Genomic DNA, 25,102 nt, shown 5'->3' with positions numbered 1-25,102 from the left:
GTCAGACCTCCCCCTGCCGGGTGCGCGGGTCGAGCGCGGCGTAGGCGACGTCGGCCAGGAGGTTGGCGACGAGCACGGTCAGGGTGATGACGAGGAACAGCCCCTGCATGAGGGGGTAGTCCTTGGCGTTGGTGGCGTCGAGCAGCAGCTTCCCGACGCCGGGGTAGGAGAAGACGAGCTCCATGACGAGGGTGCCGCCCACGATGAAGCCGAGGGCGAGGGCGAAGCTCGACAGCTGGGGCAGGACGGCGTTGCGGGCGGCGTAGGCGAACACGACGCGGCGCCGGGACAGCCCCTTGGCCTGGGCGACGGTCACGTAGTCCTCGTCCAGGACGGTGATCATCATGTTCCGCATGCCCAGCACCCAGCCGCCGAGCGAGGCGAGCACGACGGTCAGGGCGGGCAGGGTGCCGTGGGCGATCACCTCCCCGATGAACTGGGCGCTGAACTCGGGGGTGGTGCCCTTGCCGTAGGCGTGCGAGGCGGGGAACCAGCCGAGCCCCGTGGCGAACACCGCGATGGCGATGAGGCCCATCCAGAAGTACGGGACGGCGGAGAAGAACGTCGCCACGGGGACGATGACGTCGCCGCGTCCGCCGCGGAACCAGCCGACGAGGGTGCCGAGCGTCGTGCCGAGGACGAAGCTCAGCACCGTCGCGATCCCCACGAGGCCGACGGTCCACGGCAGTGCCGAGGCGATCACGTCGGCCACGGGCGCCAGCCCGTGGGAGAACGAGCGTCCCAGGTCGCCGGAGAACAGCAGCTTCCAGTAGTCGAGGTACTGCCCGGCGAGCGACTTGCCGGTGTCCAGGCCGAACAGGGTCCGCAGGGCGTCGGCCGCCTCCGGGCTGACCTTTCCCTGGTTCTTCTGCAGGTAGGCGGAGACGGGGTCGCCCTTGAGCATCCGCGGGAGGAAGAAGTTGATCGTGATCGCCGCCCAGGCCGTGAAGAGGTAGAACGCGGCGCGGCGCAGGAGGAGTCTCATGAGGGGCTCCCGATGGTGTCGGGGGTCCGTCCGCCGCCGAAGTGGCGGTCCGGATCCGGGGAGGCGTCCCGTAGCGCACGGGTGTACTCGTGCGAGGGGGTGAGGATGACGTCGTCGGACGGGCCGCGCTCCACGACCCTGCCGTGGTGCAGGACCACGATCTCGTCGCTGAAGTGGCGGGCCGTGGCCAGGTCGTGGGTGATGTACAGGACGCCGAGCCCGTCGGCCTCCTGCAGGTCGGCCAGGAGGTTGAGAACGCCGAGGCGGATCGAGACGTCGAGCATCGACACGGGCTCGTCGGCCACCAGCAGGGAGGGGCGGGAGGCGAGGGCGCGGGCGATGGCGATGCGCTGCCGCTGCCCGCCGGACAGCTCGTGGGGTCGGCGCGTGGCGAGCTCGGGCTCCAGACGGACCCGCTCCAGCAGCCGCGCCACCTCCGCGTCGACCTCCTCGCGCGGCACCACGCGGTCGAGCAGCAGCGGCCGCGCGATGTGGTGGCGCACCGTGTGGTACGGGTTCAGGGACGCGAACGGGTCCTGGAACACCATCCGCACCTGCTGGCGGTAGGCGCGCAGCCCCTTGCCGCGGCGCGGGACCGGACGCCCGTCGAGCAGCACCTGGCCGGCGGTCTCGCGCTCCAGCTGCGTGATGATCTTCGCGATCGTGGACTTGCCGGAGCCGGACTGTCCCACCAGCGCGACGGTGCGGCCGGAGGCGATGGACAGATCGACGTCGTCGAGGGCCAGCATGTGACCGGAGCCGCGCACCCGGTAGCGCTTGGTCAGCCCGCGCAGTTCGAGCGTGGTCATACCGCCGCTCCCTTCCGGACGAAGTCGCCGCGTTCGCCGGTCAGGCTCGGGAACGAGCCCAGCAGGCGCTTGGTGTACTCGTGCTGGGCGTCGTGGTAGATCTGCGAGGCGGTCCCGACCTCGACCACCTGGCCGCCCTTCATCACCGCGATGCGGTGGCTGATCTCCAGCAGGAGGGGGAGGTCGTGGGTGATGAACACGACCGAGAAGCCGAGCTCCTCGCGCAGCCGGGAGATCTCCTGCAGGATCTCGCGCTGCACCAGCACGTCGAGCGCCGTCGTCGGCTCGTCCATGATCAGCAGCCGCGGTCGCAGGGCCAGCGCCATCGCGATCATGACGCGCTGGCGCATGCCGCCGGACAGCTCGTGGGGGTAGGACCGGAGCCGGTCGGCGCCGACGCCGACCATGTCGAGCAGCGCGCCGCAGGTCTCGGTGCGCTCGGCGCGGCGCATCCCGGGGCGGTGCCGTGCGAACACGTCGGCGAGCTGCGCGCCGATCGTCAGGACGGGGTTGAGCGAGTTCATCGCTCCCTGGAAGACCATCGCCACCTGGTCCCAGCGCAGCCGGTCCATCTCGGCCGGCGAGAGCGTGGTGAGGTCGACGTCGTCGCCGCCGGCCGCTCCCGGCGTACCGTGCAGCACCACCTGGCCGGCCGTGATCTGCGCCGGGGGCTTGAGCAGCCGCTGCACGGCGTAGGCCAGGGTGGACTTGCCGCAGCCCGACTCCCCGGCCAGGCCGAGGACCTCGCCCTGCCCCACGGTGAGGGAGACGTCACGCACCGCCCGGACCGGGGGGTCGACGTCGTAGGTCACGCTGAGCCCGGACACGCTCAGCACGGGATCGCCATTCATGCACACACTCCTGTTTCCATGCCCACCACCCGGGTGTGGTGGGCGCGGCTCCTGCCGCGGCGGTTCCTCACCGCCGCGGCAGGAGCCGCGCCGCCCACCGGTCCCGGAGGGGATCGGTGGTGAGGGTCAGCCCTTGGCCTCGAGCGAGGTCAGGATGAGCACGGCCGACGGCTGCGTCGGGTCGGGGCTGGTGTAGGGGTCGTCCTCACCGGGCCAGCCGACGTAGCTGCGCGTGTTGTACTCGCCGATGAACGGGCGGTTGCCGACCGGCATGATCGGCACCTCGTCGACGAAGATCTTCTGGATCACTGCCAGGGCCTCGGCGCGGGCGGCGTCGTCGGTGGCGGTCTTGTACGCCTCGAGCGCCTCGGTGGCCTCCGGGCTGTCGAAACGGCCGAAGTTGTAGTCCGCGGCCTCGCCGGCCGGCTTGAGCCAGCGGCCGTCCATCGCGTCGCTGTACAGGTCGTACGGGGTGGCGCCGGTGTCGGTCCAGTGCAGGATCGCCTGGAAGTCGCCCTCGGTCTTGGCTGCCCACCAGGAGTCGGCGTCGGGCGTGTCCAGCGTCGTGGTGGCGCCGAGCTCCTTGGCGGCGTCCGCGATCAGGCTGATCCCCGTCACGTAGTCGCTCCAGCCCTGCGGGACGCTGAGGACGAACTCGACCGGGTCGCCGTCGGGGTCCACGAGCGCGTCTCCCACGCCCGTGTAGCCGGCGTCCTCCAGTACCGCCTTGGCGCCCTCGACGTCGACCGCGTAGGTCTGACCGGTGTACTCGGGGGCCACGAACTCGTCACCGGCCGGGCTCGGCAGACCGGTCACGGAGGTCAGGGCGGTGACCCCGCCCTCGCGGGCGATCTGCGCGTGCTTGTCGCGGTCGATCACCATGTTCATCGCCCGGCGGAAGGCGACGTCGTCGAACGGCTTCTCGGTGGTGTTGACGAACATGGCGTCGATGCCCAGGCCGGTGGCGGCCCAGTAGACGTTGTCCTCGTCCTTGTCCACATAGGCCGACTGCACGTTCGGGATGAACGCCTGCGCCCAGTCCGCCTCGCCGTTGGCCAGGGCCGTGGTCAGCGCCGTGTTGTCGTTGTAGGAGACGTAGTACAGGGTCGGCACGGCGAGCTCGCCGCCCCAGTAGTCGTCGCGCGCGGAGAGCTCCACCGACTGCGAGGTGAACTGGGTCAGCGTGTAGGGCCCGGTGCCGACCGGGTCGGGGTTCTCGTAGGTGGTGGGGTCGTCGACGTCGGCCCAGATGTGCTCGGGGACGATGTACCGGTGCAGCACCTTGTCCTGCTTGGCGTACATGGACGACTCGAAGTCGATCGTGACCTGGTCGCCCTCGCTGGAGACGCCGGAGATGCCGAGGGCGCTGGTGTCCAGCTCGGGGTTCTCGGCCAGCAGGTCGAAGGTGAACGCGATGTCGTCGGCGCCGAACTCCTCGCCGTCGTTCCACGTCACGCCGTCGCGGGCCGTGACGTTCAGCTCGGTGAAGTCCTCGTTCCACTCGAGCTCGGAGGCGAGCCAGGGTGTGACGTCGTCGGACGGGTCGACCATGTTGACGAACGCGAGCGGTTCGAGGATGGCGTTGACGTAGCCGAGCGTGAGCGCCGACGAGTCGCCCACCCAGGGGTTGTTGGATTCGGTGGTGATCGCGCCGTCGGGCTTCGCGATCGTCAGGGAGCCGTCGCCGGGGGCGACGGACTGGTCGTCGCCGGAGGCGCCGCCCGCGCAGGCGCTGAGCAGCATCGCGGCTGCGAGTGCCGCGGCGCCTGCCGCGGCGGAGTGCGAGGCTGTGCGCCTCGGACGGGACGTCGGTGTCACGTTCGGTACTCCTCGTCATCGAGTGGGCTGTCGTGGGAGCAACTTACTACCCGGTAAGTAATTTTGTGAAATGCGGGGAACGACGGCGTCGGACACGCGGGGCGGGGCGCCCGGGCGGCTTACACTCGACACACCACGACAGCGCAGGACAGACGCAGGACAAAGGTGTGAACGACCTCCGATGAACCCCACCACGCGACAGCCTCGACGCTCACGGCCGGAGACCCTCGCCCGGCGGGAACGGATCCTCGAAGCGGCCATGACGACCTTCGGCGCGCGCGGGTACAACAAGGGCCCGCTGACGGAGATCGCGGACCAGGTCGGCATGACGCACGCCGGCGTCCTGCACCATTTCGGGTCCAAGGACCGGCTCCTGATCGAAGTGCTGCGCTACCGCGACGAGAGCGACGTGAAGGACCTGGAGGGCCAGCACATCCCGGGCGGGCTCGACCTGTTCCGGCACCTGGTGCGCACCGCGCTGCTCAACGCCCGGCGCGCGGGCCTCGTGCAGGCGTACGCGGTCCTCTCGGCCGAGTCCGTGACCGAGGGCCACCCGGCACGCGACTGGTTCGTGGAGCGCTACCGCACACTGCGCGGCCAGGTCACCGAGGCGTTCCGCGCGGTCTGCGCCGAGCGCGGCATCGACGAGCCGGCCACCGTGGACCGCGCGGCCGCCTCGATCCTCGGCGTCATGGACGGTCTGCAGGTCCAGTGGCTCCTGGACCCCGACCAGGTCGACCTCGCCGAGTCGACGGCGTTCGCCATCGAGGCGATCATGGCCCAGGTGCTGGACCCCCGCGACGTCCTCTGAGGCGCCTGCGCCGCCGGTGACCCCGAACGGGCACCGCGGCCCGGCCGTGACGGCCGGGCCGCGACGCACGCCGGCAGGGGACCTGGCCGTCAGGGTTCGATCAGCTCGTAGTCCTCGTCCATGACCGCACCCCGGTGCGGCTTGTACAGGTCGTAGCCGCGCGGGTCGCACTGCAGCCCGCCGTTGATGCAGTGCTCCACCAGACGGCGCAGCACCTCCGGGTCCCAGGCATTGACGAAGTCGTAGTGCCACGACTGGTCCGGACCGCTCACCAGGGCCAGGTCGGTCATGTCACCGTCCACGGGCCACGCGATCTTGAACTCCAGCATCGGCACCGCCACCGGGTGGCTCAGCGGGCACTGCCCCGCCACCGGGTAGGCCATGTGCTCCGAGCCGGGCGCGAACAGACGCTCGCCGTCCCAGCAGCTCGGTGCCTGGTAACGGATGTTCAGCTCCGTGCCCGGTGCGCAGTAGTCGGGGATCTGCCAGTTGTTGGAGCTGTCCCCGCACTCCCAGCCCTCGACCGCGCCGGGGCCGTCACGGAACTCCTCGAGCGTGGCGGTCGGGTCACCGGCCACGAACTTCAGCCCCTCGGGGAACGGCACGACCCTCGTGTAGTCGTCGATCCCCGACTTGTAGTACACGGTCAGCGCGATGTCCGGCGCGACCGGATCGCTGCCCTTCATCAGGGTCGGGAACCAGTACGCGGAGCGGTCGTGCGGCACCGTGCAGGACGTCTCGGGGTTCGCCGTCAGGGTCTCGAGCGTGCTGAACGCGTCCGTCGAGCGGTTGCCGATGAACGTGTGCAGGTGCGAGCGCCCCGGCTCCCCCGGGAACACGATCGGGTCGTCGTGACCGAAGTGGGAGAACGTGCAGTTCGCCTGGAACTCGTGGTGGGTGACCTCGTCGCCGGGAAACTCGGGCGGGTCGGTGGGCCCGACCGGCTCGCCGTCGCCGAACACCTGGAACTCCCACAGCGAGTAGCCGTACCCCGTGCCCCGCTCGCTCCCCACGAGCTGGACGTACCGCCCGTCGGCGGCGATGTCGTAGGACTGGTCCCCGCCGGTGCCGCCCGTGACGTCGGCCACGGTGGTCCAGGTGGTGCCGTCCTGGGACACCTGGAGCGTGAACACGCTCGCGTAGGCGGCCTCCCAGTCCAGGTCGATCCGGTCCAGCGCGTAGGACGCGCCGAGGTCGACCCGCAGCCACTCGTCGTCGGACGGGTCGCTGGCCCAGCGGGTGCCGGGGTCGCCGTCGACGGCGAAGCGCGGCCCCAGGTTGTCGGCCTCCGAGCTGGAGGCGGCGGTGAGGGCGCCCTGCGAGAGCAGGGTTCCTGGCTCGGCGGACGCGCCGGTCCCGGCGGCCACCACGGCGGCTGCCGCGACGAGGGAGCCGACGGCGGCCCCGGCGAGCGTTCTTCTGACAGGTGATCTCATGGTTTCTCCTCCGTGCTTCGTTGCGATGGAGCAGTTCTCCGGCGCCGGACCGAGAGGTGCCCGCGCCGGTGCGGTGCCGGGCGCTGCGCGCGGCAGCGGCCGGCACCGTGACCAGGCGGTGTTCACTCCTGGTAGATGCCGACCTCGTACAGCGAGTAGCCCCAGTCGGTGCCCCGCTCGGTGAGGTTCAGGCGGACGTACCGGCCCGTCCCGGCGACGTCGAGGTCGTCCACCCCGCCGTCGCCGCCGGTCACCGTGCGGATCGTGGTCCACGAGGCGCCGTCGTCGGACACCTGCACGTCGTAGGAGACGCCGTAGGCGGTCTCCCACACGAGCTGAACGTGCTGGAACGAGCGGACCGAGCCCAGGTCCACCTGGTACCAGGCGGTCGGACCCCACTCGCTCGCCCAGCGCGTGGTCGTGTCACCGTCCACGGCCTGGCCGGGCGTGAAGTTCCCGTTGTACGGGTCGAACGACGACGCCGTCGCCGTGGCGCCCAGCGCGATGTTCTCGCCGTCCACCCGCGGGGCCACGACGCGGAACGAGCGCGTCTCGACGCCGACGTTGCCCTGGCCGTCCTCGGCGAACACGTAGACCTTCCAGACGCCGAGCGCGCCCGGGGCGGTCACCCGGTAGGTGCCCGGGGACGTCTCGGTGAACTCCGCGGGCGCGATCCCACCCGCGCCGTTGACGTACTTGCTGTTCAGCATCACGACAGGCGTGATGTCGTCGCCGTCGGGATCGGTCATGTCCACCGACACCGTGAACTCCCCGCCGGCCTCGACGGACGCGGCGCCCGCCACGTCCATCGCGGTGATCTCCGGCGGCGTGTTCAGCGCCGAGGTGTCCACGCCCCAGGTCCGGGCGATGGAGTAGTACCCGAGCCGCCTGTTGTCGCCGGGGATCACGTTGAACCACACGCCCCCGAAGTCGCCCTCGATCCCGAAGTGGAAGAACGTGGCGCCCAGCGCGACCCCGTCGTGCTCACGCAGGCACTGCCAGGAGTCCACGTAGGCGTCGGCCTTGGCCAGGTCCGTGGGCTCGTCCGGGACGCCGTTGGCGTCGTCGGGCACCTCCCACTCGCCGGCCGCGCCGCCCTCGGTGATGAGGTACGGCCTGTCGTAGCCGCCGTCCCGCCAGGCGTCGGGGACGTTGCACAGGTCGCCGTAGGCGTTCACGGACAGCAGGTCAAGGTCCGGTGCGTTCGCCTCGATATAGGGCCAGGCGCCCACCCACGCGTCGGTGCTGGTGGTCGGGTGGTTCGAGTCGGCCTGGTGCACCGCGACGCTGACCTCGTTCACGAACGAGGCGTACGCGCCACGGATCTCCTCCAGCTCGGTCCCCGAGTAGCAGTTCTGCAGGCCGAGCAGCGACTCGTTCCCGATGTTCCACATCAGCACGCCCGGGTGGTCCTTGTAGACGTCGACCCAGTGCAGGATGTCGGCCTTGGTCTCGGACTTGTACGCGTCGTCGGACCGGTAGTCGATGCAGCCGCCGGACCCCGGGCCACCGCCGGGCAGCAGCCAGAAGCCCATCACGACGCGTACCCCGTGCGCGGCCGCGGCGTCGAGCAGCGTCCGCGTGTCGTCGCCTGTTCCCCAGGTGCGGATCGTGTTGGCGTTCATCGCCGTGAGCAGCGGCAGGTAGTGGTCTGCGGTGTCGAACGACGGCCCCCAGGTGAAGCCGCGCACCGTGTACGGCTGCCCGTCCACCGCCAGCTCCCAGTTCCCGCCGCCGCCGGTCACCTCGACGTGGCTGGGGCCGGACGCCGGGACCGGGACATTCGGGTGGCCGGGGTCGACGAAGTCCGAGCCGCCGCCCGGGTCGCCGGGGTCGCCCGGGTCGCCGTCGGAGGTGCCGAAGACCCGCATCTCCCAGAGGGAGACGCCGTAGCCGCCGTTGCGCGCGGTCGAGTACAGGCGCACGTACCGGCCGGATCCCTGGACCGCGACGACGTCGCTGCCGCCGTCCCCCGCCTCGGTGGAGGCCAGCGTCCGCCAGTCGGTCCCGTCGTCGGAGGCCTGGATCGAGTACGACGTCGAGTACGCCGACTCCCAGTCCAGTTCCACCCGGTCCAGGGTCGAGATCCGCCCCAGGTCGACCCGCAGCCACTGCGGGTCGCTGAACTCGCTCGACCAGCGCGTTCCCGGATCGCCGTCGACGGCGGCCGCCGCCGGCGTGTAGTCGGGGTTCTCCTCGGACGACGCCGTGGCCGGCATGCCCTCGGAGAGCAGCTCGGGCGCGGCCTGAGCCGGGCCGGCAGGCGCGAGGAACGCTGCCGCGATCAGGCCGGTCAGCAGCGCCGCGAACCGGACGGTGCGCGCCCTGTGCCGACGCGCCCCGTGTCGATGCGCGCCGTGTCGATGCGCCCCGTGGCCGGCCGCGTGTGGGCGCGTGGAGTCCCGGCGTCCGCGGGTGCCGGCACCAGGGCCGGCAGGTGGGATGGTCATGGTTGCTCCGTCTCCTCGGTCCCGCGGTACGCGGGGTTCGTGGTTCGTCGTTGAGCCGTCGCCCGGCCGTCACCACATGGCCGGACAGGTGGGAGAGCGCTCTTACCGATGCCGAGTGTGACCTCAGGGACGAGCGGACGTCAAGGGCCCCGAGGCCTGGATCGCCTCCACGCTCACTATCGTTTGCCATCCTTTGGCCATGTAACGACGCGCTTTATGCTTTTTGTGATTCAGCCTCCGGGCTCGGACGCGCACCCTCGTTCGGCACTTGGGCAAACGCTCTCACCCTGTTATCGTCGAGACGTGACGGAGGATCCACGGCAGATGACGCTCGAGGACGTCGCCCGGGTCGCGGGAGTTTCCCGCGCCACGGTCTCGCGTGTGGTCAACGGCAAGCGCAAGGTCGCCCCGGCGGTGCAGGAGACGGTTCTCGCCGCGATCGCGGCGACCGGCTACGTCCCCAACCGGGCGGCCCGGTCACTGGTGACGCGCCGTACCGGGATGGCCGCCGTGGTCGTGTCCGGTTCCGCGGCCGCGCCCGGTGAGGAGGCCGACGCCTCACGCCTGCTCTCGGACCCGTTCTTCGGCCGGGTCGTGGGCGGGTTCGTGCGCTCGCTCCGGCTCCACGACGTGCATCCCGTCCTCCTGTTCGCCGACACCCCGGAGGCCGAGGAACAGATCGTGAACTACCAGCGCCTCGGGAACGTCGACGGGACCCTCCTGGTCTCCACGCACGGCGACGACACCCTGCCCGGCCGGCTGGCCGACGCCGGGCGGCCCGTCGTGATGTTCTCCCGCCCCGCCCGCCCGGTCCCGGTCAGCTACGTCGACCTCGCCAACACCGACGGCGGGCGCCTGGCCGCCGCGCGCCTGCTCGATCGCGGATGCCGGTCACCGGGACTGATCTCGGGCCCGCTCGACGTCCCCGCCGCGCGTGACCGCGCCGACGGGTTCCGGGACCTGGCAGCGCGTCGCGGCCACGCGTACGTGCCCGGCGTCGCCGGTGACCTCACCTTCTCCGGCGGAGAGGCCGCCACCGAGCTCCTGCTCGCCGAGACGCCCGGGGTGGACGGCATCTTCGCCGGGAACGACCTCATGGCGCAGGGCGCGCTGCACGTGCTGCGCACGCGGGGGCGACGGGTCCCGGAGGACGTCGCCGTCGTGGGGTTCGACGACTCCAGCGTCGTGACGCAGACACGACCGCACCTGACCACGATCCGCCAGCCGGCCGAGGAGATGGCCGCGACGATGGCGGACCTGCTCGTCGAGCGGGTCGAGAGCCCGGATCTCCCCCCGCGTTCGGTGATCTTCGACCCGGTCCTGGTCGCTCGCGACTCGGGCTGAGCCGGACGCGCCGCCCGGCGAGGCGACACGCGCCGTGGCACACCGGTCAGGCGGACTCCCGCACGACCAGTCGCGGAGCGAAGGTCACCACACGGTCCCGTACGGGCCCGGTGGTATCGCCCGCGCCGGCCTCGCGCGCGTCGATACCGTCCAGGAGGAGCTCGGCCATGGTCCGGGCCATGGCCGCGACCGGCTGGCGGATCGTGGTCAGGGGCGGATGCGCCTGCGCCGCCGCGCTGGAGTCGTCGAAGCCCACCACCGCGACGTCGTCGGGCACGCGGCGTCCTGCCGCCTGCAACGCCGTGCTGACGCCGTCGGCCATGAGGTCGTTCCCGGCGAAGATGCCGTCCACGGCGGGCACTTCCGCCAGCAGCGTGCGCGCCGCGGCCTCGCCACCGGGGCGGGTGAAGTCGGCACCGGCCACGGCCGGGCTGCCGAGCCCGGCGGCGGTCACCGTGGCGGCGAACGCGTCGAGCCGGGCGCGCATGAACGGGGCGTCCGTCGGGCCCGTCACCACGGCCAGGTTCCTGCGCCCCGTCGCCAGCAGGTGCTCCGCGGCCAGCCTGCCCCCGGCCGCCTGGTCGAGGTCCACCGCGGGTACGCCGTCGGGCATGCCGCCGCCCGCGATGCGCGCGGACAGCACGACCGGCGCCCCCAGCCCCACCAGGCGGGCCGGGAGCGGATCGGCGGCGCTCGACGTGATGAGCAGGACCCCGTCGACGTGCCCCTGGCGGACGTAACGCACCACCTGATCGTGGGCGGGCGGGTCGGCGGGCACGATCGCCAGGTGGATGTCTCGTGGCCGCAGGACCTCCTGCGCACCCGCGGTCACCCGGCCGAGGTACGGGTCGGTGAAGATACGCTCCAGGAACGGGAGCGGTGAGCGGTGCCCCGGCGGCTCGGAGACGACGAGCGCCACCGAGCCGGAGCGCCGGGTCACGAGGGACCTCGCGGCGAGGTTCGGGACGTAGCCCGTCTTCTCGACCGCCCGCCGGACGACGTCGACGATGGCCGGGTCGACCGTCGGAACGCCGTTGATCACACGCGACACCGTCGCCCGCGACACCCCCGCCACGGACGCGACGGCCTCCAGCGTGGGCCGGCCGGAACTTGCTGACGCCATGCGCCAGTTATACCGTCCGGCCCACTCCGGCCGGCTCCGGCGCGCCCGACGACCGGCCGCCGGCGAGCGACCGGCCGCCCGGCGGTCCACCGGTGGACCGGTCCACCGGTGGACCGGGCCACTGGTGGACCGGGCTACCGATGGACCCGGCCGCCGGTGGACCCGGCCGTCGGCGGACCGGGCTACCGGCGGACCGGGCTACCGGTGGACCGGGCTACTGGTAGACGTGGACGTAGTCGATCACGTAGCGCGACGGGAACGGTGTGGTGGCGTCGGGCGGACCTGGCCAGTCTCCGCCCACCGCGAGGTTGAGGATCATGTAGAACTCGTGGTCGTAGATCCACGGGCCCCTGGTGGACTCCACGGTCGCCCTGTCGGCGTAGAAGACCTCCTGGTCGTCGAGGAAGTAGCGGATCCCCTGGCTGTCCCACTCCGCGGCGTAGGTGTGGAAGTCGTCGGACAGGTTCGAGCCGTCGGGCAGCCCGTAGCCGCTGCCGTAGCCGCCGGCACCGTTGTACGCCGGGGCGTGCAGCGTGGAGTACGCCTGGTCGGGGTCCTGGCCGATGAACTCCATGACGTCCACCTCACCGTTGTACGGCCACGGGCGGCCGTCCAGGAAGTCGGCACCCATCATCCAGAACGCGGGCCACAGCCCACGGCCCTCGGGAACCTTGACGCGCGCCTCGAAGCGTCCGTACTGCGCGTGGAACCGGTTCGAAGTGTTCATCCGGTGGGAGGTGAACTCCCGTCCCTGGTATGCCTCCCGACGCGCCTCGATGACGAAGTGACCCTGGCCGTCGTGGAACCCGTTGCCCTCCGGCGTGTAGTACTGCTGCTCGTTGTTCGCGGGCAGGCCGGGGTCGATCGTCCACTTCGAGGAGTCGGCCGGGGTCCCCGCCGCGCCGTCGAAGTCGTCGCTCCACACGAGGTCGAGATCGGCGAAGTCGGGATCCGCGGGCTCGCTCGGCGGGGTCAGCGGAGCGCCGCCGGTGCCGTACACCTGGAACTCCCAGAGCGAGTAGCCGTACGCGCCGCTGCGAGCGGTCATGTGCACGCGCACGTGCCGCCCGTCCGCGTCGAGCGGGATCGTCTCCTTGAAGCCGGCACCCGTGGTGGTCGAGTAGACGGTGGTCCAGGCCTCGCCGTCGTCGGACACGTCGAGGCTGTACGACGTGGCGTAGGCCGGGTCCCACTGCAGGACCACGGAGGTGACGTGCGCCGACGCGCCGAGGTCGACGGAGATCCAGCCGTCGTCCGTCCAGCCGGTCTCCGGGCTGGACGCCCAGCGGCTGGCCGGATCGAGGTCGAAGGCCTTGTCCGGCGAGCACTCCCAGCAGTTGCCGTCGTTCTGCTGGGACGAGGCCGCACCGGTTCTGCCGTAGGACAGCAGGGACGCCTCGGACGGGTCCGGGGGCGTGACGCCTCCCGGTCCGAACACCTGGAACTCCCACAGGGAGACGCCGTACGCGGTGGCACGCTCGGTGACCGTGAGCCGCACGAACCGGCCGGAGCCGGTCACCGCGAGGGTCTCGTCCCCACCGGTCGAGTCGCTGGTCGAGTAGAGCGGGGACCAGCCGGACCCGTCGTCGGACACCTCGATCAGGTAGCCCGACGCGTACGCGGCCTCCCAGTCGAGCGTGATGCCGTCGATCTCCTGGACGCTACCGAGGTCGACGCTGATCCACTGGCCGTCGGACCACTCGCTGGACCATCGGGTTCCCGGGTCTCCGTCGACCGCGTTGTCCCCTGTGCTCCAGTCGAACTCCGTGCTGGACGTGGTCACCGGACGCCCCTGGGAGAGCGGTTCGGCCGCTGCCAGTGCGGGTGTCACAGTGATCGCCCCCGTGATGAGGGCCGCGGCCGCCGCAGCGGCCGCGAGCAGACGAGATGTTCGCTGCATGACGTGCTCCTTCGAACGTCGGAGTGAGTACGGAGAGAGCGCTCTCTCACGCGCCACTCTGACGGACGTGAGCGGGGGGCGTCAAGACTGATCCAGAAATTAACTGACAAGTCAGTTAGCTTGTTCGGTCGCGCACCCGGCCACGGTGCGGTCAGGTCCGGGTGCCGGTCCCGCCGCCACCTCCAGGGGCGCCTCGGGGCACCGCTGTCGACTGGCTCACAGGACATTGCCCCTGGTGAAAGCCTTGCGTAGCGTCGGCACATGGATCTGCTCCCCCATCCTGTCTGGCCCGTGGCCCTCCTGGCCCTCGTGCAGGCCCTGGACGCCGCGATCTGCATCAAACCGGTGGACTGGCCGGTCAGGCAGTGCCTGCGCGGCGTGGACTTCCCGGAACGCTGGTGGTGGGTACTCCCCTGGATCAAGACTGCCGCAGCCACCGGCCTGGTCGCCGGGATCTGGCTGCCCGGCCTCGGGACCGCGACCACGGTAGCGCTCGTCGTCTACTTCGCCCTGGCGATCACGGTCCACCTCAGGACCCGCAACGTCGGGGTCTTCTTCGCGGGTGCGGTGGCGATGTTCGGGATCTGCGCGGCCGTGCTGTGGTGGTCGTTCCTCGTGTGAAAGCCGTGCCGCCGCCAGGCCGGGCGATCGACCACGGCGCACGAACCAGAGACGCACGAACCAGGGACGCACGAACCAGGGACGCAGTGACTAGAACAGCACGTCCTGGCCACGGCCGGGCGGGCACGAACCGCCGGGTGGTGACCCCGCCGAGGCGGGCAGTGCCCCTTCTGGATAGAAGCCCTCGCCGTCACCCGGCGAACCGTCACCCGGCGAACCGTTGGCGTCAGCCGGGTCGGCGCCGTCGAACCGGAAGCCGGCGCGGCGCAGGCCACGCTCCGCCAGAAGCGGCTCGGCCCGGGCCCGCAGCCACTCCTGGTACCGGCGGTCGGCGTAGGCGCGGCTGCCGAAGACGCGACGATACCCGGGCGCATACCGGGGAAACTCGCGCTCCAGCCACTCCAGGTACCACTCCCGGGCACCCGGGCGCAGATGGAGCGGAAGCACGGTGGCGCCGGTCGCACCCGCCTCGGCGACGGCGTCGAGCAGGCGCGCGAGGTGGTCGCGGGAGTCCGTGAGCCAGGGCAGCACAGGAGCCACCATCACCCCGCACGGCAGGCCGGCGTCCCGGACGGCCCGGATGAGAGCGAGACGGGCCCGCGGGGTCGGCGTGCCGGGTTCGACTCGCTGCTGCAGGTCCTCGTCGGCGAAGGCGAGGGAGACGCCCAGCCCGACCTCGACCCGTTCGGCGGCGTCCGCCAGCAGCGGCAGGTCGCGGCGCAACAGCGTGCCCTTGGTGAGGATCGAGAAGGGCGTGCCGGAATCCGCCAGGGCCGAGATGATCCCGGGCATGAGCCGGTACCGCCCCTCGGCGCGCTGGTACGGGTCGGTGTTGGTGCCCAGCGCGACCTGCTCGTGCCTCCAGGACGGCCGCGCCAGCTCGGCGCGCAGCACCTCGTCCACGTTGACCTTGACGACCACCTGCGAGTCGAAGTCCGACCCGGAGTCCAGGTCGAGGTAGGTGTGCGTGCCACGCGCGTAGCAGTTGTGGCTGATCACGCCGTTCGCGACGAAGTCGCCGGTGCCCGTGCTGATGTCGACCAGCTCACGCTCCTGCCCGAGATCCTCCACCGCCACGACGGCTCGGCCCGGCGAGGTTCGCACGAGGCGTCCCACGACATCCGCGCCGCGTCCGGCGCCGGCGGTCGGGTCAGCGGGCTTCGGCCCCGCCTCGACCAGGCCGTCACCCGGCCGCAGGACCGCGCGCGGTGCGGCGTCGCGCGGGACGCCCGAGCCTCCGGGAGCCACGTACCGCCACCCGTCGCCCGTCAGGAACCTGTGGTCCCCGCTCGCCACCAGCGTGGTGCCGTCCGCCGTCGTGATGCGGTACGCCCGCTTGCGCGTGCGCCACACGTCCCGGACGTCGGTCTCCACCAGCACCCGGCGCCCGGCATCCGGCAGCGTGCCGATCACGCGATCGCCCGGCACCAGGTCGCCGACGGCGCGCCATGCGCCCTCGCCGAGCAGGACCGGGGTGGCGGGGTCCAGGCAGTAGGTGCACGCATGGCTGCACCCGCGGTAGGGGTTGACGGTCCAGCGGAACGGCATCTGCGACGCGGCGGGAACCTTCGACAGCGCACTCCTGGCGATCACTTCGTGGAACGTGACGCCGTCGAACTCCGGGCTGCGGACGGTACGCAACAGCCCGGCGGTACGCAGTGCCGGGAGTTCGAGTCCCGGCAGCGCGCCGTCGTCGGTGGTGAGTTCTTGGCCTTCCCATCGCACGGCAACAGTCGAACACATGTTCGCATCCGTGGCAAGTTGTCCACAGCGGTACGGATGGCGCAGGGTTCGCCCGGACGGACGACGGCAGCGGCGAGGCCCCCTCTCCGGGCACCTCGCCGCTGCCGCGTACCGACCGGGCGAGCGTCAGAGGAAGCTGACGTTCAGCAGGACGTTCGGCGAGCCCCGCCGCGCGTTGCCGACGACGCCGGCCACGCCGCCGTTCACCAGCGCGTCGTCGACCTGCGCCGGCGTGTAGCCCGGGTGCGCAGCCAGCACGAGCGCGGCCGCACCGGTCACGTGCGGGGTGGCCATCGAGGTGCCGCTGATCGTGTTGGTCGCGGTGTCACTCGTGGACCAGGCGGAGGTGATCGACGAGCCCGGCGCGAAGATGTCCAGGCACTCCCCGTAGTTCGAGTACGACGCCCGGTCGTCGCTGCTCGTGGTCGCCCCGACGGTGATCGCCGTCGGCTCGCTCGCCGGGGAGGTCCGGCAGGCGTTGCGACGCTCGTTGCCGGCCGCGACGGCGAACGTCACACCGTCCGCGACCGCCGCCGCCACCGCGTCGTTGACCGCCTGGGACAGCCCGCCACCTAGCGACATGTTGGCCACCGCGGGGTCACCGGCCGCGTGGTCGGAAGCCACCCAGTTGATGCCGTCGATGACGCCCGCGTAGGTGCCCGAGCCGGAGCAGTCGAGGACACGCACGGCGACCAGGTCCACGTTCTTGGCCACGCCGTAGGACGACCCGCCCACGGTCCCCGCCACGTGCGTGCCGTGCCCGTTGCAGTCCGTAGCGTCGTTGTCGCCGTCGACCGTGTCGATGCCGCTGACCGCACGACCACCGAAGTCCTGGTGCGTCATGCGGATGCCGGTGTCGACGATGTACGCGGTGACGCCGGTCCCGGAGTTCGGATAGGTGTACGAGTCGTCCAGCGGCAGGGACTGCTGGTCGATGCGGTCCAGCCCCCAGGACGGCGTGGGCGACTGCGTGCCGGTCGCGTGCACGACGGCGTTCTGCTCCACGTAGGCGACCGACGGGTCAGCGGCGAGCCGTCGAGCGGCGGACTCGGACATGGTGGTCTCGAAGCCCTTGACGGCGTCGGAGTAGGTGTTCTCCACGGTGCCGCCGAACTTCTTGACCAGCCCCTTGGCCTTTCCGGGGACGTCCGTGCGGGCCACCGCGCCGTTCTCGAGAACGACGATGTACGAGTTCTCGACCGATCCGGGCGCGTTCGCCCCCACGATCCTGCCCTCGGGTGCGGGTACTGCGGCCTGCGCCGTCGCGGCGGAGACCGCAGTGAGTGCGAGACCGGCGGCGACTGCGGTGAGCCGTCGCACGGCGGTCTTCCTGGCGAGCTGAGTCACTCTTCCTCCCAGCGGGGTGACGCCCGGTCCCGAAGCACCCGATGGTCAGGGGCCCCGAGTTCCGGGCTGGGTTGCGGGGAAGCATATGGGGTGAAAAACGTTCTCAATGCCCTTTCGGGGCATACCAAAGTTCCATCAATTGTGATGTATGCCCCCGCCAAGCCTGCTGTTCAGCCGGGCCCCGGGTCTCGACGGCCGACCCTGTCGAGGCGCCGCACCAGACGTCAGGCGCGCCACGGACAGGGTCGGCGGACAGTTCCCCCGCTACCGGACAGGTGAGGCGGCCGGCACGACGCGCGGGCGCAGGTCCTCGGCCGGAGGCTCCCACGTCGCCGGATCGGCGTCGACCTGATCGCCGGACCGGATGTCCTTGACGGAACCCGCCGGGCCGGCGGGCTCGGCACCGGGTGCCCCGCCGTCGGCTCCGTGCCCGGCCTCGCCCGGGAACCAGACGAACGGGATGCCGCGGCGGTCCGCATACTTGATCTGCTTGCCGAACTTGGCCGCAGCCGGGGCCACCTCGCAGGGAATGCCGCGGGCACGCAGAACCGCGGCGACGGCATCGGAGTCCCTCCGCGTCTCCTCGGCCGAGACCGCGACGAGGACCGCCGTCGGCACCGCGCGGGTGGCGGTGACGAGGCCCCCTGACAGCAGCCGCGACACGAGCCGGCTGACACCGACCGACAGCCCGACCCCCGGGTAGGTGTTCTTCCCGTCGGACGCAAGCGTGTCGTACCGGCCGCCCGAGCAGACCGACCCGAGCTGTTCGTGCCCCACGAGAACGGTCTCGTACACCGAACCCGTGTAGTAGTCCAACCCGCGCGCGATCTTCAGGTCCGCGACGACGACGCCGGGGGCCCGCTCCCCCGCGGCCACGACCAGCGCCTCCAGCTCGGCGAGCCCGGCGGTCAGCAACTCCGTGACGGCACCGTGCGACTCGGCGAGCGCGCGCACCTCGGTGATCACGGACGCGTCGGACCCACTGATGGCCGCGAGCGCGAGACACGCCTTGGCCTGCTCCTCGTCGGCCCCGCACTCGTCCACCAGGAGCGCGCCGACCTTCTCCGGACCGATCTTGTCGAGCTTGTCGATCTGCCGCAGCACGCCTTCGACGTCTTCCAGGCCGATACCGCGGTAGAAGCCTTCGGCGACCTTGCGGTTGTTGACGAGGATGCGCACGGGTGGCATCCCGATCTCACGCAGAGCGCCGAACGCCTCGGCCATCACGAGGGGGATCTCGACCTCGTAGTGGTAGGGAAGGTCACCGGAGCCGACGACGTCGATGTCGGCCTGCGTGAACTCCCGGAACCTGCCGTCCTGGGGACGCTCGCCACGCCACACCTTCTGGATCTGGTAGCGCTTGAACGGGAAGGAGAGCTTGCCCGCGTTCTCCAGCACGTAGCGGGCGAAGGGCACCGTGAGGTCGAAGTGGAGGCCGAGCTGCTTGTCCTCCCGCTCGGGCCGGCCGGGCTCGTCGAGCTCCTGGAGGCGGGAGAGCACGTAGACCTCCTTGGAGGTCTCGCCCTTGCGCAGAAGCTGCTCCAGCGGTTCCACGGCCCGCGTCTCGATCCCGGCGAACCCGTGCAGCTCGAAGGTGTGGCGCAGCACGTCGAGCACGTGCTGCTCGACGATCCGGCCTTGCGGGAGCCATTCGGGGAATCCGGAGAGTGGTGCGATACGGGCCATGCGTCAGATCTTCCCACGGCGGTGGGAGTCCAGGCCCGGGCTTTCCACAGGGAGGCGGATGAGGACGGCGACAGGTCCGGTTCGCACCACCTGTTCACGCCGTCCGGCGCGGCACAGGCAGAATGTCCTGGCCCGCGATGCCTACACTGTCCCCGCACGGACTGCAACGGCCCAAGGTCCCACGGTGACCAGCCCGGTGCGGACCGGCGCCCCGGACCAGCAGCGAGTGGAGAGGAGCCCGGCGACGGTGTCGAGCAGCAAGCAGCGCCAGCGTGCCCAGCAGGCCAGGAAGCAGCAGGCGAAGCAGGAGCAGCGCCGCGCCGCCCGGAGGGCGCGCCGTCAGCGTCTGGCCGCGCTGGTCGGCGGCCTGGCCGCGCTGGCGCTGGTGGCGACGTTCGTGGTGGCCGTCCTGGTGAACACGGGCCCGGACGGCGCCGCCGCCGATGCCGGCGGATGCGTGCCCGGGACCACCGATGCCCGTGAGGACCACGAGCTGCCCGACCCTGCCGTCGCCGAGGACCGCACCTGGACCGTCACGCTGCACACGTGCGCCACGGGCAGTGACCACGACATCACGCTGGAGCTCGACGGCGCGGCGGCACCGCAGGCCGTGGCGAGCTTCGTCTCGCTCGCCCAGGACGGCTACTTCGACGGCACGGGCTGCCACCGGCTCACCACATCCGGCATCTACGTGCTGCAGTGCGGCGACCCGACCTTCACGGGTGCGGGTGGTCCGGGCTACTCGTTCGGGCCCATCGAGAACGCCCCGGAGGACGACGTCTACCCCGCCGGTACGGTCGCCATGGCGCGCCAGGGCGGCAACGGCGAGTCCATGGGCTCCCAGTTCTTCCTCGTGTACGAGGACTCCCTGATCCCGTCGGACAACGCCGGCGGATACACGGTCTTCGGGGAGATCACATCCGGCCTGGACGTCGTCCAGGCAGTCGCGGACGAGGGCGTGGCCGATGGCGCCACTGACGGCGCACCTGCCGGCCCCGTCACCATCGAAGGAGTTGAGACCCAGTGAGCGAGAGCACCGAGCAGGGAAGCGGACCCGCCGAGGACGCGGCCGCCACCGAGCCCGCGGCCGAAACTCCCGAGACGCCCGCGGCCGAGGAAGCCTCGGCCCCGGAGCCCGCATCCGAGGAGGGCGCGGCCGAGGCACCTGCGGAAGAGGCACCCGAGGAGGCGCCCGCGGAAGAGGCGCCCGCAGAGGCGCCCACCGCGGAAGCCCCCTCGGCGGAGACTCCCGACACGGAGCCGGAAGGCACCACGACACCGGAAGGCACCACGGAGCCGGACGCGGCGACCACCGAGCAGCAGGAGCCGGGCGCGACCTCGCCGGAAGCCGCCGAGCAGAACGCACCGGAGGCCGCGGAGCAGAACACGCCGGCACCGGCAGAGCCGGAGGACACGCCGGCACCGGCAGAGCCGGAGAGCACGCCGGCCGGACCGGAGGCCGAGTCGGCGGAGAAGGCGCCCGCACCGGCCCCCCGGCCCGCGGCGCCGAAGCCGTCGGCGATCCCCTCGCCCGCGGCGCTGGCCAGGCCCCGTCCTCCCAAGCCCGGCGCCCCGCGCCCGTCCGGCCCCGCGGCGGCCGCGGCACCGGTGGCACAGGCCGCGCCCGCCACCCCGGCACCCGTTCCCGTGGTCGACGACGCGGCCGCCACCGCGGAGGCCGAGAAGCACGGTCGCGTCTCCGAGGACGGCACGGTGTACGTCGTGGAGAAGTCCGGAGAGCGCGAGGTGGGCCAGTTCCCGGGCGTCGGCACGACCGAGGCCCTGAGCCTCTACGTGCGGCGCTACCTCGACCTGGTCGCCAAGGTCTCATTGTTCGAGACCCGGCTGGACAGCGCGGACCTGTCGGTCAAGGAGATCGACCAGACCCTGGCCAAGCTCACGGAGGAGACGGTGGAACCGGCCGCCGTCGGCGACCTGGACGGCCTGCGCTCGCGCGTGGAGAGCCTGAAGGGCCGCGCGGCCGAGCGTCGCTCCGCGCTGGAGACGGAGCGTGCCGCGGCCAAGGCCGAGGCGGTCAAGGCACGTGAGGCGATCGTCGAGGCGGCCGAGAAGATCGCCACGACGGACCCGGCGAAGATGCAGTGGCGCCCCGCGGGAGAGGAACTGCGATCCCTCCTGGACCGCTGGAAGTCCGCCCAGCGCGGGGGGCCGCGGATCGACCGTGGCACGGAGGAGTCGCTCTGGAAGCGGTTCAGCCACGCGCGCACGGCATTCGATCGCGAGCGCCGGCACTTCTTCGCGGACCTCGAGCAGCGGAACAAGGACGCCAAGACCGCCAAGGAGCTGCTGGTCTCGGAGGCCGAGGCGCTCTCGGACAGCACGGACTGGGGATATACCGCGGGCGCCTACCGCGACCTCATGGCGCGGTGGAAGGCTGCGGGCCGGGCGTCCCGCAAGGACGACGACGCCCTGTGGGCGCGGTTCCGCGCCGCGCAGGACACGTTCTTCCAGGCCCGTGACGCCGCCAACGCGGCGATCGACGCCGAGTACGGTGAGAACCTCAAGGTCAAGGAAGCGCTGCTCGTCGAGGCGGAGAAGCTCGTCCCGATCAAGGACCTCGCGGCCGCCAAGCGGGCCCTGCGCGGCATCCAGGAACGCTGGGACGAGGCGGGCAAGGTACCGCGCCGTGACATCCAGCGTGTCGAGAACCGGATGCGTGCGGTCGAGAACGCGATCCGTGACGCGGAGCAGGACCAGTGGCGTCGCAGCAACCCTGAGACGAAGGCGCGCGCGGAGGGCGCGGCCGCGCAGCTCGAGTCGGCGATCGCAGGGCTGGAGTCCGACCTGGAGGCCGCCCGCGCCAAGGGCGACGAGCGCAAGGTCTCGGAGCTGGAGAGCTCCCTGGCCGCACGCAAGTCGTGGCTGGAGCAGGTCGTCCGGGCGGCCGAGGACAGCACGGCCTGAGAACGCCGGGCACCAGGGGCTGACGAAGCCCCGGCCCGCCACCCGGGCCCCGGCCCCGGCACCCTGTGGACAGCGGGTGCCGGGGCCGGGACGTTCCTAGGCTGGGCCGGTGCGACTCGCCCAGCTGCTCGATCCGTGGCCGGCTCCGCCGTCGCCCGTGGTCATGCCGGCGCACGTGGGTGGTCTGGCGGCCTGGCAGGACCTGCTGCGGCGGGGCGCGCTGACGCTGCTGCGCGACGCGTTCCTGGGCGCCGCCGATGCGGTGGCCGTCCCGGTGGGGACGCGGGTGACGCCCGCGCATCGGGCGCTTGCCGTGATCGCCTCGTTCCTGGGTTCCAGGCCCTCGGGTGGCGTGCTGCCCGCACTCCCGCCGCGTGCGGTCGTCGCCGGCGCCTCGGCGGCGTGGGTGTACACCGGACTGTGCGACGGCGCCGCGGCCCGGTGCCTCACCGCCGGCACGGTTGTCCTGGAGCTCGCCCACGACGCCGGGGCGCGCCGCCCGGACGTCCCGGCAGGCGTCCTCCTGCGCTGCTCCCCCGGGCTGACGCGGGACACGATCGGTATCGGGGGCGTCGCCGTCACCTCACCTGCGCGGACCGCCGCGGACGTCGCCTGCCGTCTGCCGTTCGAGCACGCCGTCCCGGTCCTGAGGACCCTCGCGGCCGGGAGCAGGGACCTCACCCCGGTGGACCTGAGGCTGGTGGAGCGGGCGCTGGAGACACGCGGTCGTGTCGTGGGGCGTCCGGCGGCCCGGCGAGCCCTCGCCGCCGCACGGGCCGACGAGGTGGATCCGTCCGTGCCGTGGCCTGGCCGAGTCCGCTGATCCGCGCCGGGCGGTGCTCAGCGTGAACGATCCCGCGCGCGGCTGGGCTGGACGCGCTTGGGCTCGCCCGGCTGCTTCGGGTACTCCGGCGGGTAGGGGAGGTCACCGAGGCCTTCGGCCTCGTCCTGGTCGGCGAGGTCGAGCGCCGGGCCCAGATCGCAGTCGAGCCCGGGGTCACGGTCCGCCCGCAGGGGTGCGTACAGGTCTCCCACCTCGGCGAGCCGGCCCGGGGCCGTGCGCACGTCGAAGTCGTCCGGCTGCACCTGGTCCACCTCGTCCCAGGCCAGCGGCATGGAGACGGTCGCCCGTGCGTTGGCGCGGATCGACCAGGCCGAGGCGATCGTCCGGTCCCTCGCCATCTGGTTGTAGTCGACGAAGACCTTCTCGCCGCGTTCCTCCTTCCACCACTTGGTGGTGACCCGATCCGGCAGCCGTCGCTCGAGCTCGCGCCCGACGGCGATCGTGGCGCGACGTGCCTGGGTGAACGTCCACTCGGGTGCGAGCGGCACGAACACGTGCAGTCCGCGACCGCCTGAGGTCTTGGGGTAGCCGGTCAGGCCGAGCTCGGCGAGCAGCTTGCACAGGTGCGGCGCGACCGCCGCGGCGTCGTCGTAGCTGGTTCCCGGCTGCGGGTCGAGGTCGATGCGGAGCTGGTCGACACGCTCGGTGGCGTCATCACCCGGTCCACGGCGCACCGGCCACGGGTGGAACGTGAGGGTGCCGATCTGCGCCGCCCACACGGCGACGGCCGGCTCGGTGGGGCACACCTCGTCGGCCGTCCGGCCCGACGGGAACGAGATCCGCGCGGTCTCGACCCAGTCCGGGGCGCCCTTCGGGATCCGCTTCTGGTAGAACGCGTCACCGTGGCCGTCCGCGCGCGTGGCCATCACGGCGTCCAGGGACCAGCCCTTGGGCCAGCGCTCCAGCGTGGTGGGGCGGTGCAGCAACGCCCCGGTGATGCCCTCGGCGACGTCGGCGAAGTACCGCACGACGTCCAGCTTGGTCAGCGCCGCGCCCGCGTCCGAGGCAGGGAACACCACCCGGTCCGGTGAGGAGACGCGCACGGTCCGCCCGGCCACGTCGAGCTCGACCGGCTTGGCCTTCTTCGCTGGAGCCATGCGCCCAACGTACGCCGGGTCACCGACACGGACGACGTGTGCGCGCCGGGCCCGACGGATCTCGGCCGTCAGGCCCACCCGACAGCCCCGGTCTCAACCAGCGGTGCCCGGAGCACCGGGCAGCAGCTCGGCCAGGTCGAAGCCCACCGGTTCGGCGAGCTGGTCGTAGGTGCACGACGCCGGCTCCCGGTCCGGGCGCCAGCGCTTGAACTGGGTGGTGTGCCGGAACCTGCTCCCCTCCATGTGGTCGTACCCCACCTCCAGCACGCGCTCGGGCCGCAGCGGCGTGAACGACAGGTCCTTCCCACCCGTCCACCGGGAGACCGCACCCGGGAGCCTGTCCCTGGCCTCGGCGGCCGGGAGTGCCTTCGCCGGGTCGGCCCAGCCGCTCCAGGGATGTGCGTCCGCCTCCGGCGTACCAGGCACCACGACGAGATCGGCGAGTTCGGTGATCAGTGCCGCCCTGCGAGCCTCCGGGAACGACGCCGCCACCCCCACGAACTGGAGATAGGCACCCTCCCCGCCACGGTCGTCGTCGTACAGGCCGAGCAGGAGGGAACCGAGCAGGGGACGGCCGGGCGTCGAGGTCTTGTGCAGCCGGTATCCGGCGAGGACGACGTCGGCCGTGCGGGCGTGCTTGACCTTCACCATCGCGCGCTTGTTCGGCTGGTAGGCGCCGTCCAGCGGCTTGGCCATCACGCCGTCGAGGCCCGCGCCCTCGAACACGTCGAACCACTCGTTCGCGACCGCCGTGTCGAGGGTGCGCGGCGTCGCGAAGACGCGCGGACCGGTCAGTGCAAGTCGGTCCAGCGCCTCCAGACGGTCGGTGAGCGGGCGATCCATGAGGGCGTCGTCGCCGACGGCCAGCACGTCGAACACGACCAGTGCCGCCGGCGTCGTCTCGGCGAGCAGGTTCACGCGTGAGGCTGCCGGATGGATCCGCTGGGACAACAGCTCGAAGCTGAGACGAGACCGCGAGCCGGCACCGTCGCCGGGCACCTGGGCGATGACGATCTCGCCGTCGACCACGCACCGTGCGGGCAGCGCGTCACGGACGGCGTCGACCACGTCCGGGAAGTACCGCTCCATCGGCTTGCCGGTGCGGGATCCGATGTGCACCCGGTCCCCGTCCCGGTAGACGATGGCGCGGAAACCGTCCCACTTGGGTTCGTAGACCAGGTCCGGCCCTGCCCCGCCGGCGGCGTGATCACCGCTCTGGGCGGGCACCGCCGCCACGCTCCTCGCGAGCATGGGGCGGATCGGAGGCTGGACCGGCAGGTTCAGGGTCTGGGCGGACATGCACCCAGCATCG

Annotated in this window: 19 protein-coding genes; 6 read left to right on the top strand and 13 right to left on the bottom strand. The window is 71.8% G+C overall.

The genetic code is table 11. The features are described from left to right. Position 1 precedes the first annotated feature (1 nt). The 4 genes from HGK34_RS05655 to HGK34_RS05640 all read right to left on the bottom strand — a co-directional run bounded on the left by HGK34_RS05655 (position 2) and on the right by HGK34_RS05640 (position 4,463). The gene (locus HGK34_RS05655) at positions 2-985 is read right to left on the bottom strand and encodes an ABC transporter permease (protein WP_201845583.1); all 984 of its coding nucleotides are present in this window, start codon (positions 983-985) and stop codon (positions 2-4) included. After that, positions 982-1,794: an ABC transporter ATP-binding protein gene (locus tag HGK34_RS05650; protein WP_201845582.1), complete on the bottom strand. Its 813-nt coding sequence runs from the start codon at positions 1,792-1,794 to the stop codon at positions 982-984. The genes HGK34_RS05655 and HGK34_RS05650 overlap by 4 nt, the downstream gene beginning before the upstream one ends. After that, complete coding sequence (locus HGK34_RS05645) at positions 1,791-2,645, bottom strand: ABC transporter ATP-binding protein (RefSeq protein WP_201845581.1); 855 nt, start codon at positions 2,643-2,645, stop codon at positions 1,791-1,793. Before HGK34_RS05645 ends, HGK34_RS05650 begins: the two co-directional genes overlap by 4 nt. 126 nt (positions 2,646-2,771) lie before the next feature. After that, on the bottom strand, positions 2,772-4,463 hold the full coding sequence (locus tag HGK34_RS05640; RefSeq protein WP_307815796.1) for an ABC transporter substrate-binding protein: 1,692 nt from the start codon (positions 4,461-4,463) through the stop codon (positions 2,772-2,774). A 181-nt stretch (positions 4,464-4,644) separates the two neighbouring features. Here HGK34_RS05640 and HGK34_RS05635 point away from each other — a divergent pair, with 181 nt between their 5' ends. After that, entirely contained in the window at positions 4,645-5,274 is a 630-nt protein-coding gene (locus HGK34_RS05635) for a TetR/AcrR family transcriptional regulator (RefSeq protein WP_201845580.1), read from the top strand. Between the two features lie 89 nt (positions 5,275-5,363). Here the strand turns inward: HGK34_RS05635 and HGK34_RS05630 are convergent, their stop codons facing one another. Together HGK34_RS05630 and HGK34_RS05625 are read right to left on the bottom strand one after the other, a co-directional pair. Further along, a complete protein-coding gene (locus HGK34_RS05630) occupies positions 5,364-6,710 on the bottom strand; it encodes a DUF1996 domain-containing protein (RefSeq protein WP_201845579.1) in 1,347 nt (448 codons plus the stop codon). Between the two features lie 122 nt (positions 6,711-6,832). Beyond that, positions 6,833-9,160, bottom strand: a complete 2,328-nt coding sequence (locus HGK34_RS05625; RefSeq protein ID WP_201845578.1) for a discoidin domain-containing protein — start codon at positions 9,158-9,160, stop codon at positions 6,833-6,835. A 303-nt stretch (positions 9,161-9,463) separates the two neighbouring features. Between HGK34_RS05625 and HGK34_RS05620 the strand changes: the two genes are divergently transcribed. Beyond that, a complete protein-coding gene (locus HGK34_RS05620) occupies positions 9,464-10,504 on the top strand; it encodes a LacI family DNA-binding transcriptional regulator (RefSeq protein WP_307815795.1) in 1,041 nt (346 codons plus the stop codon). Between the two features lie 46 nt (positions 10,505-10,550). Here the strand turns inward: HGK34_RS05620 and HGK34_RS05615 are convergent, their stop codons facing one another. Together HGK34_RS05615 and HGK34_RS05610 are read right to left on the bottom strand one after the other, a co-directional pair. Further along, positions 10,551-11,627, bottom strand: a complete 1,077-nt coding sequence (locus HGK34_RS05615) for a LacI family DNA-binding transcriptional regulator (protein ID WP_201845576.1) — start codon at positions 11,625-11,627, stop codon at positions 10,551-10,553. Between the two features lie 214 nt (positions 11,628-11,841). Next, a complete protein-coding gene (locus HGK34_RS05610) occupies positions 11,842-13,527 on the bottom strand; it encodes a discoidin domain-containing protein (RefSeq protein WP_201845575.1) in 1,686 nt (561 codons plus the stop codon). Positions 13,528-13,788: 261 nt separating this feature from the next. Here HGK34_RS05610 and HGK34_RS05605 point away from each other — a divergent pair, with 261 nt between their 5' ends. Further along, complete coding sequence (locus HGK34_RS05605) at positions 13,789-14,148, top strand: DoxX family protein (protein ID WP_201845574.1); 360 nt, start codon at positions 13,789-13,791, stop codon at positions 14,146-14,148. A 90-nt stretch (positions 14,149-14,238) separates the two neighbouring features. Here the strand turns inward: HGK34_RS05605 and HGK34_RS05600 are convergent, their stop codons facing one another. The 3 genes from HGK34_RS05600 to hisS all read right to left on the bottom strand — a co-directional run bounded on the left by HGK34_RS05600 (position 14,239) and on the right by hisS (position 18,924). After that, a complete protein-coding gene (locus HGK34_RS05600; protein ID WP_207193226.1) occupies positions 14,239-15,891 on the bottom strand; it encodes an Rv2578c family radical SAM protein in 1,653 nt (550 codons plus the stop codon). A 126-nt stretch (positions 15,892-16,017) separates the two neighbouring features. Beyond that, on the bottom strand, positions 16,018-17,238 hold the full coding sequence (locus HGK34_RS05595; protein ID WP_307815794.1) for a S8 family peptidase: 1,221 nt from the start codon (positions 17,236-17,238) through the stop codon (positions 16,018-16,020). Positions 17,239-17,502: 264 nt separating this feature from the next. Then, a complete protein-coding gene (gene hisS, locus HGK34_RS05590) occupies positions 17,503-18,924 on the bottom strand; it encodes a histidine--tRNA ligase (RefSeq protein ID WP_201845573.1) in 1,422 nt (473 codons plus the stop codon). A 247-nt stretch (positions 18,925-19,171) separates the two neighbouring features. On the opposite strand from hisS, the gene HGK34_RS05585 reads away from it, so the two are divergent. The 3 genes from HGK34_RS05585 to HGK34_RS05575 all read left to right on the top strand — a co-directional run bounded on the left by HGK34_RS05585 (position 19,172) and on the right by HGK34_RS05575 (position 22,672). Beyond that, positions 19,172-19,951, top strand: a complete 780-nt coding sequence (locus tag HGK34_RS05585) for a peptidylprolyl isomerase (protein ID WP_372433077.1) — start codon at positions 19,172-19,174, stop codon at positions 19,949-19,951. After that, the gene (locus HGK34_RS05580) at positions 19,948-21,849 is read left to right on the top strand and encodes a DUF349 domain-containing protein (RefSeq protein ID WP_201845571.1); all 1,902 of its coding nucleotides are present in this window, start codon (positions 19,948-19,950) and stop codon (positions 21,847-21,849) included. The genes HGK34_RS05585 and HGK34_RS05580 overlap by 4 nt, the downstream gene beginning before the upstream one ends. Before the next feature lie 109 nt (positions 21,850-21,958). Beyond that, positions 21,959-22,672 carry a hypothetical protein gene (locus HGK34_RS05575; RefSeq protein WP_201845570.1) on the top strand — a complete coding sequence of 238 codons (714 nt, stop codon included), beginning with the start codon at positions 21,959-21,961 and terminating at the stop codon, positions 22,670-22,672. Between the two features lie 17 nt (positions 22,673-22,689). On the opposite strand, the gene HGK34_RS05570 is transcribed toward HGK34_RS05575, so the two are convergent. Beyond that, the gene (locus HGK34_RS05570) at positions 22,690-23,790 is read right to left on the bottom strand and encodes a DNA polymerase domain-containing protein (RefSeq protein ID WP_201845569.1); all 1,101 of its coding nucleotides are present in this window, start codon (positions 23,788-23,790) and stop codon (positions 22,690-22,692) included. Between the two features lie 93 nt (positions 23,791-23,883). Then, entirely contained in the window at positions 23,884-25,074 is a 1,191-nt protein-coding gene (locus HGK34_RS05565) for an ATP-dependent DNA ligase (RefSeq protein WP_201845625.1), read from the bottom strand. Positions 25,075-25,102 lie beyond the last annotated feature (28 nt).

It is taken from the genome of Myceligenerans indicum (assembly GCF_016742955.1).
In the GTDB taxonomy this organism is placed as follows: Bacteria; Actinomycetota; Actinomycetes; order Actinomycetales; family Cellulomonadaceae; genus Myceligenerans; species Myceligenerans indicum.
Note: the sequence above shows the minus strand (reverse complement) of the source record. Positions and strands in the feature narration are given on the sequence as shown.

Coding starts and splice junctions, on each gene's coding strand:
- HGK34_RS05655 (WP_201845583.1), bottom strand. CDS start 985: ATGAGACTCCTCCTGCGCCGCGCCGCGTTCTACCTCTTCACGGCCTGG.
- HGK34_RS05650 (WP_201845582.1), bottom strand. CDS start 1,794: ATGACCACGCTCGAACTGCGCGGGCTGACCAAGCGCTACCGGGTGCGC.
- HGK34_RS05645 (WP_201845581.1), bottom strand. CDS start 2,645: ATGAATGGCGATCCCGTGCTGAGCGTGTCCGGGCTCAGCGTGACCTAC.
- HGK34_RS05635 (WP_201845580.1), top strand. CDS start 4,645: ATGAACCCCACCACGCGACAGCCTCGACGCTCACGGCCGGAGACCCTC.
- HGK34_RS05630 (WP_201845579.1), bottom strand. CDS start 6,710: ATGAGATCACCTGTCAGAAGAACGCTCGCCGGGGCCGCCGTCGGCTCC.
- HGK34_RS05625 (WP_201845578.1), bottom strand. CDS start 9,160: ATGACCATCCCACCTGCCGGCCCTGGTGCCGGCACCCGCGGACGCCGG.
- HGK34_RS05615 (WP_201845576.1), bottom strand. CDS start 11,627: ATGGCGTCAGCAAGTTCCGGCCGGCCCACGCTGGAGGCCGTCGCGTCC.
- HGK34_RS05610 (WP_201845575.1), bottom strand. CDS start 13,527: ATGCAGCGAACATCTCGTCTGCTCGCGGCCGCTGCGGCGGCCGCGGCC.
- HGK34_RS05605 (WP_201845574.1), top strand. CDS start 13,789: ATGGATCTGCTCCCCCATCCTGTCTGGCCCGTGGCCCTCCTGGCCCTC.
- HGK34_RS05600 (WP_207193226.1), bottom strand. CDS start 15,891: ATGTGTTCGACTGTTGCCGTGCGATGGGAAGGCCAAGAACTCACCACC.
- hisS (WP_201845573.1), bottom strand. CDS start 18,924: ATGGCCCGTATCGCACCACTCTCCGGATTCCCCGAATGGCTCCCGCAA.
- HGK34_RS05570 (WP_201845569.1), bottom strand. CDS start 23,790: ATGGCTCCAGCGAAGAAGGCCAAGCCGGTCGAGCTCGACGTGGCCGGG.